The following is a 9,738-nucleotide window of genomic DNA, read 5'->3' on the forward strand; positions in this document are numbered from 1 at the left end:
CCCGCGGCCCGACCGCCCGCCGGCCGCCCGCCGACGGCCCGCGCCCGTTCGGCCCGGGTGACCGGGCGGCGCCCGGCGCCTCGCGGGTCACCCGCTCCCGGCGGGACCTTCGTCCCGGCGATGCCGTAGCGTCGGCGCGGTGGACCCGTCCGTGCAGCGTGCGCTCGTCGTGGGGCGCCTGCTGGGCGTCGCGACGACCGTGCTCGCGCTCGGGTCCGGCGCGCACGTGCTCGGCGGCGGCCACGCGCCGACGGGGGGTGTCCTGGCGCTGATCGGGGCGCTCGTGCTCGTGGGTTCCGCCGCGCTCGCGCGCCGTCCGCTGACCGTGCGCGTGCTGCTGCCGGCCGCCGTCGCGGGCCAGCTGGCGGTGCACGCGGCGCTCACCTGGCTCGCGCCGGCCGGCGCCGCGGCGGGCGGGGCGGGTGCGGGGCACGGCGCGCACACGGCGCACGGAGCGGACGCCGGGTACGCCGGTCTGACAGGGGCGCCGTCGGGCGCCACCGCGTCGGCGTCCGTGCTCGCCGGCCTCGCGGGCGACGGCGCTGCTGCGGCCCCGGCCGCCGAGCCGCACGGTGCGGGCTGGCTCATGCTCACCGCGCACGCCCTGGCGATGGCGGCCACCGTGCTGCTGCTGGTCGCGACCGACCGGGGCGTCCGGGCCCTCGCCGGCCGGTGGGCGGCGCTGCTCCCCGCGCTGGCGGGCGGCCTGCCGGGCTGCGTGCCCGCGCGGCCGCGCCCCGTCGCGCAGGGCCTCCCGGCACCCCGCCCGCTGCCGGCCCTGCGCGGTGGCCCGGCCCGGCGCGGTCCGCCCGCGGCGCTCCGCCCCCGCGTGGCCTGAGCCCCCCGCACGCCGAGCGCGGCGGGGGAGCGGGCCGCGCCGTCCTCGCGCGCCCGGCGCGCCCTCCGGCGGAGCGGCGGCGCGCCCTCGTGCCGCACCCCAGGAGAACCACCGTGTCCGCATCTCCCCGCGCCGTCGCGCGCACCGCCGCCGGCTCGGCCCTCGCCGCCGTCCTCGTGCTCGGCTCCGCCGCCGCCGCGTCGGCCCACGTCCGGGTCGTCCCGGAGGCCACCGCCGCCGGCGGCTGGACCGTCCTGACGTTCCGCGTCCCCAACGAGTCGCCCGCCTCGGCGACCACCCGGGTGACCGTCGACCTGCCGACGGACACCCCGCTCACGTCCGTGTCGACCCAGCCGGTCCCCGGGTGGACCGCCACGGTGGACCGCGGCGCCCTGCCCGAGCCGGTCGAGGTCGACGGCGCCACGATCACCCAGGCCCCGCTCAGCGTGACCTGGACCGCGGACGGCGACGGCATCGGCGACGGCGAGTTCCAGCAGTTCGCCATCTCCGTCGGTCCGCTGCCCGCGGCCGGGACCGACCTCGTCCTGCCCGCGCACCAGGAGTACGCCGACGGCGAGGTCGTCGACTGGGACCAGGTCGCCGAGGGCGACGCGGAGCCCGAGCACCCGGCCCCGACCTTCACGACCACCGAGGCGGCGGGCGGCCACGGGGCGCCGGCCGCGGACGAGGAGGAGGCGGCTGACGACGCGACGAGCGGCTCCGGCGCCGCGTCCGCGGCCGGCTCGGCCACCGACGCCGCGGACGGCGACGGCTCGGGGGCGCTGCCCGTCGTGCTCGGGAGCCTCGGCCTCGCGGCCGGGGTGGGCGCGCTCGCGGTCGCCCTGCTCGCCTGGCGGCGGTCCGCGGCGCGCTGAGCGGCGTCCGCGCGCGACGCCCCTGTGACCGGTCCGGTCGCGGGGGCGTCCTCGTCCGCGGGCGACGGGAGGGGTCAGTCCTCGACCGCGCGCTCCACCAGGTACGAGCGCCCGTCCGCGCCGACCACCCGCACGAACTCCGTGCGCAGGGCGTGGTCGCGCTCGCGGTCGGCCTCGGCGACCTCGCGGTCGGGCGCCAGGGGGTCGCCGACCTGAGCCGGCCCGAACACGCTGAGCAGCGCCGCCTCGCGCCTGTCGTTCGCCCTGCCGATCTTGCCCATGGCCGCCCCGTCCGTCGATGCTGAGGGCACTCATCATATGCGCACGAATGATCCCCGCTAGCATCGTGGCGTGACCCCCGACGACCCGGTTGCCGCCGTGCGCACCTCCACCGCGCCCGCGGCCGACCCGCTCGCCGTCGAGGCGCAGGTCTGCCTCGCGATGTCCGCGGCGGCCCGCGCGCTCGTCGCGTTCTACCGGCCGCTGCTCGAGCCGCTCGGGCTCACCCACCCGCAGTACCTCGCGATGCTCGCCCTGTGGCAGCACGGCGACCTCAGCCTGAAGGCGCTCGCCGCGCTGCTGCACCTCGAGCCGGCCACCGCGTCGCCCCTGGTCCGCCGCCTCGAGGCGCTGGGCCTGGTCGAGCGGGCGCGCAGCGGTGCCGACGAGCGCGCCCTGGCGATCCGGCTCACCGCCGCCGGCCGGGCGCTGCGGGAGCGCGCCGTCGGCATCCCGGCCGCGATGGTCGAGGGGCTGCGCCTCGATCTCGGTCAGGTGGCGCAGGTGCGCGAGGCCGCGCAGCTGCTCCTCGCGGCGTGCGAGGACGCGGAGGCGCGCGGGGCCTGAGCGCCGCGCGGCCCCGGGTCAGCGGCCGAGCGCGTGCTCCACCGTCGTGCACGGGTCGCCGGGCTCCGCCTCGCGGTACTCGCACGCCGCGCGGCGCAGCAGCAGGCCGACCGTGCCGCGGTCCGCCGGGTCGAGCGCGCCGAACACCTCGTCCTCCGCTGCCGCCACCCGGTGCTCGAGCTCGGCGAGCAGCGTCGCCGCCGCCCCCGTGGGGTGCACGCGGCGCTGCCGCCGGTCGACCTCCGCCACCCGGCGCTCGACCAGGCCCGCGCGCTCCAGGTCGTCGATCAGGTAGGTCATGACCGTGCGGTCGATGCCGAGGCTGGCCGCCAGTGCGGCCTGGCTGGCGTGCGCGCCCCGCACCACCTCGCGCAGCACCAGGAATCCCCGGAACCCGTGCGGCACGGTCGCGACGGCCGTCGCCATCGCGCGCTCGTACGCGCGGAGCAGCACGCCGAGCGACCACCCCAGGTCGGAGACGGGGTGCGCCCTGCGCTCGTCGGCCGTGGTCATGCGGGGAATCGTACGCGCACCTCCGTGGTTGAGCCACTCATCTGTGCAGCATACGATCTATCCCGTCGACGGCTGAGTCGACGGATCGAGACGAGGCGGACATGACGGACTACGGCCACGACCTGCTCTTCGGGTCGTTCATCACGCCGGCCAACGCGGCGCCCGAGCGCGTCGTCGGGCTGGCCCGGCTCTCGGAGGAGGCGGGCCTCGACCTCGCCACCTTCCAGGACCACCCGTACCAGCCGTCCTTCCTGGACACCTGGACCCTGCTGTCCTACGTGGCCGCGCGGACCGAGCGCATCACCCTCGCGCCGAACGTCGCCAACCTGCCCCTGCGGCCGCCCGCCGTCCTCGCCCGGTCCGTCGCCAGCCTCGACCTGCTGTCCGGCGGGCGCGTCGAGCTCGGGCTCGGCTCCGGCGCCTTCTGGGACGCCATCGAGGCCATGGGCGGCCGGCGGCTGACCCCCGGCCAGGGCGTCGACGCCCTCCGCGAGGCCATCACCGTCATCCGGGCGCTGTGGGACACGAGCGAGCGCGCCCGGGTCGACCTGCCCGGCGACTACTGGCCGGTCGCCGGCGCCAAGCGCGGGCCCGCACCCGCCCACCCCGTCGGCATCTGGGTCGGCGCCTACAAGCCGCGCATGCTCCGGCTCACCGGCGAGCACGCCGACGGCTGGCTGCCGTCGCTCGGCTACCTCAGCAGCCTGCAGGACCTCGACGACGCGAACGCGCGCATCGACGACGCCGCCCACGGGGCCGGGCGCGACCCGCGCGCCGTGCGCCGCCTGCTCAACGTCGGCGGGCAGCTGTCCCCGCGGCGCAGTCCGAACCTGCTCGCCGGCCCCCCGGAGCAGTGGGTGGAGCAGCTCGCCGTCCTCGCCCTCGAGCACGGCGTGAGCGCCTTCATCGCCACCGGCGACGACCCGACGCTGCTCACCGTCCTCGGGCAGGAGATCGCCCCGGCCGTGCGCGAGCGCGTCGCCGCCGAGCGCGGCGGGTCCGCCGGGCTGGCGCCCGCGGCCCTCGTGGCGGGGGAGCAGGCGTGAGCGGCGCGGACCTCGGGCACCCCCTGCAGCTCGGCGTCGAGCTGCCGGTGTCCGCGGCCGACCCGGGGGCCGCGGTCCGGCTCGCGCGGCGGGCCGAGGAGCTGGGGCTGGACCTCGTGGTGGTGGCGGACGCCGCCGACGACGGCGGCGCGACCGGCGCCATCGACGGCGGCGGCGCGCTCGAGGCCTGGACCGTCCTCGCGGCGGTCGCCGGCGCCACCGAGCAGGTCGAGGTCGCGACGCGCGGCCTGCGGCTCGACGGGCGCCCGCCGGCCGTGCTCGCGCGCGCCGTGGCGAGCCTGGACCACCTGGCGGGCGGGCGGGTGACGCCCGGGCTCGCCGCGGGCACCGACGGCGACGACCCCGACGACGCGCTCGACGCGCTCGCCGAGGCCGTCGACGTGCTGCGCGGCATGTGGGCCGAGGCCGAGCCGGGGCCGCTCGTGCTCGAGGGCCGGCACCACCGCGTCCTGGGCGCGCCGCGCGGGCCGTCGCCCGCGCACAACCTCGCCCTGTGGCTCGGCGGGACGCTCGGGTCGGCGGACGCGGCCGCGGGCGCGCGGACGCTCGCCGCGCGGGTCGCCGACGGCTGGTGGCTGGGTGCGCACGACCCTGACGGCGCCGGCGCGCGCCTGGACGCCGTGCTCCGCGAGCAGGCGGCCCTCGACGCGGCCCTCACCGCCGCGGGCCGGGACCCGCGCGAGGTCCGGCGCGGCCTCGTGCTCGACGCGGGGTCGACCGGACTCGGCGGACGCGAGGCCGCGGCGCCGGGCGTCGCGGTCGTCGACGACCTGGCCGCACTCGTGCTCGACGCCGGCGTGGGCACCCTCGTCCTGTCCGGGGCCGACGAGCCGGCGCTGCTGTCGTTCGCCGTCGTCGCCGCGGCCGTCCGCGACCGCGTCGCCGCCGCGCGCGCCGCCCGCGGCACCCGCGTCGGCACCGTCCGGAGCGCCGCCGTCCGCGCCGCGCGCGCCCCCGGCATCGACTACGACGCGATCCCGGGCGCTCTCGTCGGCACGGCCGTCGAGCCCGGCGACGCGGGGTACGCCGCGGTCCGGTCCACGTACCTGCGCGGCGGCCGGCCGGGGCTCGTGCTGCGGCCCGGCGACACCGCCGAGGTCGTCGACGCACTCGCCTACGCCCGGGCGCAGGACGTGCCCCTCGCGATCCGCAGCGGCGGGCACGGCATCAGCGGCCGGTCCACCAACGACGGCGGCATCGTGCTCGACCTGTCCCGGATGGCCGCGATCGAGGTGCTCGACGTCGCGACCCGACGGGTGCGCATCCAGCCGGGCGCGCGCTGGGGCGAGGTCGCGGCGGCCCTGCACCCGTACGGCTGGGCGCTCACCTCCGGCGACTACGGCGGCGTCGGCGTCGGCGGCCTCGCCACCGCCGGCGGCATCGGCTTCCTCGTGCGCGAGCACGGCCTCACCCTCGACCACCTGCGCGCCGCCGAGGTCGTCCTCGCCGACGGCTCCGTCGTCCGGGTGAGCGCCGACGAGAACGCCGACCTCTTCTGGGGCGTCCGGGGCGCCGGGGCCAACCTCGGCATCGTCACGTCCTTCGAGTTCGAGGTGGACGAGGTCGGCGACGTGGGCTTCGCCCAGCTCGTGTTCGACGCCTCCGACACCGAGCAGTTCCTCGTCGACTACGGCGCCACCCTGGAGGCCGCCCCGCGCGACACCACCGCCTTCCTCATCATGGGGCCGCCGCGGGGCGGGATCGTCGCCGCGCAGGTCATGGCGATGGTCGACTCCGACGACCCCGAGACCATCATCGAGCGGCTGAACCCGTTCGCCCGGATCGCGCCCCTGCTCCAGCAGCAGGTGCAGGTCGTCCCGTACCCCGCCGTGGTCTCCGTGCCGCAGCGGCACACGTCCGAGGGCGAGCCCGTCACCCGGTCCGGCATGGCCGAGCACCTCACCCCGGAGCTCGCCGCCGACGCCGCCCGCCTCGTCCGCAGCGGCGCCACGCCGTTCTTCCAGATCCGCGCCGCCGGGGGAGCCGTGCACGACGTGCCCGCCGACGCCACCGCCTACGCGCACCGGTCGGCGAACTTCAGCATCGTCGCGATGGGCAGCAGTCGGCGGCGGATCGACGCGATCTGGGACGCCATGGCGCACCACTTCCACGGCACCTACCTGTCCTTCGAGACCGACCCGCGACCCGAGCGCCTCGCCGACGTCTACCCGGGACCGACCCTGGAGCGGCTCCGCGAGCTCAAGCGGCGGTACGACCCCGAGGACGTCTTCCGGCACAACTACTCCGTCGCCGAACCGCCCGCCGTCGTGCTCTGAGCCGTCCCGCGGCGGGCCGGGTCGGGGTCCACGGCCGTGCCACCCCGAGGGGACTCGGGGTCGCGCCTCCGTCCCGAGGAGGAGGCCGTGCACCCCCAGGGGGACCCGGTACACCCCACGTGGGACCCGAAGATACGGCGCAGGGCCGATCCGCTCGTGGAACGCCGTTGCCAGGATGGAACCCGTCAGCACGTCGAGGGGCCGAACGAGGAGCAACGTCATGTCGCCGCAGGTATGGATCGTCGTGGCCGGCCTGGTGGCCGTGATCACCGTCGTCGGTCTGGGCGACCTGGTGAACCGCGCCCGGGACGCGCGCCGCGTGCGCCGCTGACCCGCAGCGGGCGGTCGCCGGGAGGAGGGCCCGGCACCGCCCGCGAGGCCGTGGCTCGCGCCACGCAGGACGACGCCCGCGCCCCCGGGGGGAGGCGCGGGCGTCGTCGTGCCCGGGCGGGCGGCCGTGCCGCCGGGGCTACTTGCCGATCTTGTCGTCGGCCTTCTTCTCGAGGTCGTCGACCTTGTCGGCGTTCCCGCCGCCGGTCTTCTTCGCGGCGGTGTCCCCGGCCTTCTCGATGCCGGCGTCGCTCGCCTTCTCCGTGATGTCGTCCAGGCCCATGGTGCGGTCCTCTCGTCTCTCGGGTGCTGCGCAACGGGTCGCCGGGCGGCCCGCCTCCGTCAGTCTCGGCGCGCGCGGCCGCGGGCGCGACCGGGGGCGTGCGCCGGGTCGCCGCGGGGGGCCGTGGCGGTGCGCGGCGCGCCGAGCACCCCTCCGACGCCGCGGCGTACGCCGGTCGGCGTACGCACGATCCCTCCCGGGGGATGACGACGCGGCGCGCACCGGCGGGAGACCGTGGGAGCACGTCGCCGGACCCGCCGGCAGAGCGCACGAGGAGGAACCGTGACCGGCTACGACCCTGCCTCCCTCGCGGCCCCTGCCTCCGCGGCCCCTGCCGCCGCGGCCCCTGCCCCCGCGGGCGTGGCGTCCGTGGGCGCTCACTCGGTCGACGCGGCGTCGGTGGGCGCTCAGTCGGTCGGCGTGGCGTCGGTGGGAACGGCGCCGGTGGGAACGGCGTCGGTGGGCGCCGCCTCCATCGGCCCTGCCTCCGCGGGCGCTGTCTCCGTGGGCGCCGCCTCCGCGGGCGCAGCGGCCGTCGAGCCCGCCGTGCGCACCGCGCGCTCCGTCCGGCTCGCCTCCGCCCTGCATGCCGCAGGCGTGCGCGCGGGGCACCGGGTGTCCCTCCTGCTCGCACCGGGCCCGGCGTGGTCGGCGACGGTGGCCGCCTGCCTGCGGCTCGGCGCGGTGGTGGTCGCCGCCAGCTCCGCGCTGCCCGACCCGGAGGTCGCGGCGGCGCACGCGGCGGCTCGCCCGGACGTGGTGGTCGGGGACCGGCACGGTCTGCGACTCGTGCGGCGCCTGCGGGGACCCGCGCTGTGGCTCGCGGCCGACCGGCCGCGGCTGGCGGACAGGTTCGTGGGCGGGGGCCTCCCGCTGGCCGACCTCGTGACGCGGCACCTCCTCGTGGCGCTGCCCCCGCTCCCGGACCCGGACGGAGACGCGGCGCTGCTCTTCGTGCCGTCGGACCGGTCGGGCGAGGGCCCGCTCGGGGTGCACTGGACGCGGGCCGACCTGGCCGCGCTGGCCGCGGCGTCGGTACCGGGGCCCGGTGCCGTGGCGGTCGTGCCCGGTGGGGCTGACGTGCCCGGTAGGGGCGACGTGCCCGGCGGGGGCGACGTGCCCGGCGGGGCTGACGTGTCCGGCGGGGCAGATGTGTCCGGCGGGGCTGACGTGCCCGGCGCGGCGGGCCTCCCCGGCACGGCCGACCTCCCCGGTGGGGCCGGTGGGCACGGCGGGACCGGTGCTGCCGGCTCGACCGCTCGACGCGGCGCGCGAGGCGCGGTGACTCCCCGAGGCCCACGCGCTGCGTCGACGCCGCTGGCGAGGGAGCTGCTGACCGCGGCGGGCGGCTGGGCGCAGGCGCTCGAGCGGACCGGCGGGTCCGCACCGGAGCGCCGACCCGCACTGGTGTAGCGACCAGGGCCGGCGCGGTCATCGCCAGCCGCGTCCGTCCACCACCGAGCCGACGGTCGCGCCCACGACGGACGCGTCCTGCCCGGTGCCGGGGTCGGCGTTGATGACGACCGCCACCGCGCCGTGCGCCGCCGGGTACCAGCGGATCTGGCACTGGAAGCCGACGCCCCAGCCCTGCGTCATGACGCACGGTCGGCCTGTCGGACCGAAGAGGAACACCCCGAGCCCGACGCCGAGGCCGTCGGGGTCGCTGACCAGTGCCGCACCCTGGTCGGGGTCGAGCAGGACACCTCCGCGGCCGTCGAGCGCCCGGCCGAGGTCGGCGAGCAGGACGGCGAGGTCGTCGGGCGAGGACCACAGGCCCGAGGCGGCGGGGCCGGCGTAGTGCATGCGCCGACCCGCCACCCGCCTCCCGTCCGCGTCGTGGCCCGCCGCGGCGGACGCCGCGAGCCGCGTGACGACCTCGGCCCGCGGCCCGATGACGGCGTCGGCGGGCTCGCCGGACCAGAAGCCGGTGGCCGTGAGCCCGAGCGGGGTGGCGACCTCGTCGTGCAGCGCGTCGGCGAAGGCGCGGCCGGTCGCGACCTCGACGGCGCGCTCGACGACGCAGTAGCCCGCGTCCGAGTAGGCGAAGGCCGCGCCGGGCTCGGCGGTGACCCGCACCGGCCCCGGGTGCGCGGCGGTCGACCCGGCGAGGACGTCGGCCGTCGCGGCGGCCGGACCCGCGGAGGGCTCGAAGGCGCCCGCCGGGTCGACGACGCCGCCACGGTGCCCGAGCAGCTGCCTCAGGGTGGGCCCGGTCGGGCCGGCGACATCGAGAGCGACGAGGTCCCGCACGTCGGCGTCGAGGTCGAGGACGCCGCGCCGGGCGAGCCGCAGGACGCCGACGGCGGTGAGGGTCTTGGCGGCGGAGCACAGGTGGAACGGGGTGGCGCTGGTGGCGGGCACGCCGTCGGCGGCGTCGGCGGGCCCCCGGACACCGACTGCCGGTGGAGCGTCCCCCGCCAGGACGACCGTGGCGAGGGCGGAGGGCGCGGCCGGGGTGGGCGGGCAGAGGTCCATCAGGGCTCCGTACGGTCGAGGACGACCCGCGGTCCTCGCCCTGGACGCGGCTGTGCCTCGGACGCTAGCGCTCACCACCGACAGCGACGCGGGCCGCTGGTGGCGGTGGTCGTGACCGGCCGCAGCACGCGAACGGTTGTGCGCACACTGCCGGGCCGCCGCTCGGGCCGGCGGGCGGGGGTCGGACGGTTCGCAGGCATGGGACGGTGCGGGTGCGGGTGCGGGTGCGGGTGCG

10 protein-coding genes are annotated in these 9,738 nt (G+C 78.7%); 6 read left to right on the plus strand and 4 right to left on the minus strand.

Features of this window, described 5'->3' with window-relative positions; all coding sequences use genetic code 11:
* The first annotated feature begins 139 nt into the window (after positions 1–139).
* Both MHY85_RS18590 and MHY85_RS18595 read left to right on the plus strand, forming a co-directional pair.
* Positions 140–838: a hypothetical protein gene (locus MHY85_RS18590; protein ID WP_239199329.1), complete on the plus strand. Its 699-nt coding sequence runs from the start codon at positions 140–142 to the stop codon at positions 836–838.
* A gap of 113 nt (positions 839–951) precedes the next feature.
* Complete coding sequence (locus tag MHY85_RS18595; protein ID WP_239199332.1) at positions 952–1,713, plus strand: YcnI family protein; 762 nt, start codon at positions 952–954, stop codon at positions 1,711–1,713.
* 74 nt (positions 1,714–1,787) lie between these two features.
* Here MHY85_RS18595 and MHY85_RS18600 read toward each other — a convergent pair whose 3' ends face one another.
* Entirely contained in the window at positions 1,788–2,024 is a 237-nt protein-coding gene (locus MHY85_RS18600) for a hypothetical protein (RefSeq protein ID WP_239199335.1), read from the minus strand.
* A 40-nt stretch (positions 2,025–2,064) separates the two neighbouring features.
* On the opposite strand from MHY85_RS18600, the gene MHY85_RS18605 reads away from it, so the two are divergent.
* On the plus strand, positions 2,065–2,559 hold the full coding sequence (locus MHY85_RS18605; RefSeq protein WP_374234072.1) for a MarR family winged helix-turn-helix transcriptional regulator: 495 nt from the start codon (positions 2,065–2,067) through the stop codon (positions 2,557–2,559).
* Positions 2,560–2,577: 18 nt separating this feature from the next.
* On the opposite strand, the gene MHY85_RS18610 is transcribed toward MHY85_RS18605, so the two are convergent.
* A complete protein-coding gene (locus tag MHY85_RS18610) occupies positions 2,578–3,072 on the minus strand; it encodes a MarR family winged helix-turn-helix transcriptional regulator (RefSeq protein WP_239199338.1) in 495 nt (164 codons plus the stop codon).
* Positions 3,073–3,173: 101 nt separating this feature from the next.
* Between MHY85_RS18610 and MHY85_RS18615 the strand changes: the two genes are divergently transcribed.
* Positions 3,174–4,118, plus strand: a complete 945-nt coding sequence (locus MHY85_RS18615; protein WP_239199341.1) for an LLM class flavin-dependent oxidoreductase — start codon at positions 3,174–3,176, stop codon at positions 4,116–4,118.
* Positions 4,115–6,415, plus strand: coding sequence for an LLM class flavin-dependent oxidoreductase (locus MHY85_RS18620; RefSeq protein WP_239199344.1), 2,301 nt, complete (start codon positions 4,115–4,117; stop codon positions 6,413–6,415). The genes MHY85_RS18615 and MHY85_RS18620 overlap by 4 nt, the downstream gene beginning before the upstream one ends.
* 469 nt (positions 6,416–6,884) lie before the next feature.
* Here the strand turns inward: MHY85_RS18620 and MHY85_RS18625 are convergent, their stop codons facing one another.
* Positions 6,885–7,028, minus strand: coding sequence for an Rv0909 family putative TA system antitoxin (locus tag MHY85_RS18625; protein WP_239199347.1), 144 nt, complete (start codon positions 7,026–7,028; stop codon positions 6,885–6,887).
* A 504-nt stretch (positions 7,029–7,532) separates the two neighbouring features.
* Between MHY85_RS18625 and MHY85_RS18630 the strand changes: the two genes are divergently transcribed.
* Positions 7,533–8,441, plus strand: a complete 909-nt coding sequence (locus MHY85_RS18630) for an AMP-binding protein (RefSeq protein WP_239199350.1) — start codon at positions 7,533–7,535, stop codon at positions 8,439–8,441.
* 18 nt (positions 8,442–8,459) lie between these two features.
* Here the strand turns inward: MHY85_RS18630 and MHY85_RS18635 are convergent, their stop codons facing one another.
* The gene (locus MHY85_RS18635; protein ID WP_239199353.1) at positions 8,460–9,503 is read right to left on the minus strand and encodes a serine hydrolase; all 1,044 of its coding nucleotides are present in this window, start codon (positions 9,501–9,503) and stop codon (positions 8,460–8,462) included.
* Between the last annotated feature and the right edge of the window lie 235 nt (positions 9,504–9,738).

The organism is Cellulomonas sp. ACRRI, from assembly GCF_022346185.1.
Classification (GTDB): domain Bacteria; phylum Actinomycetota; class Actinomycetes; order Actinomycetales; family Cellulomonadaceae; genus Cellulomonas.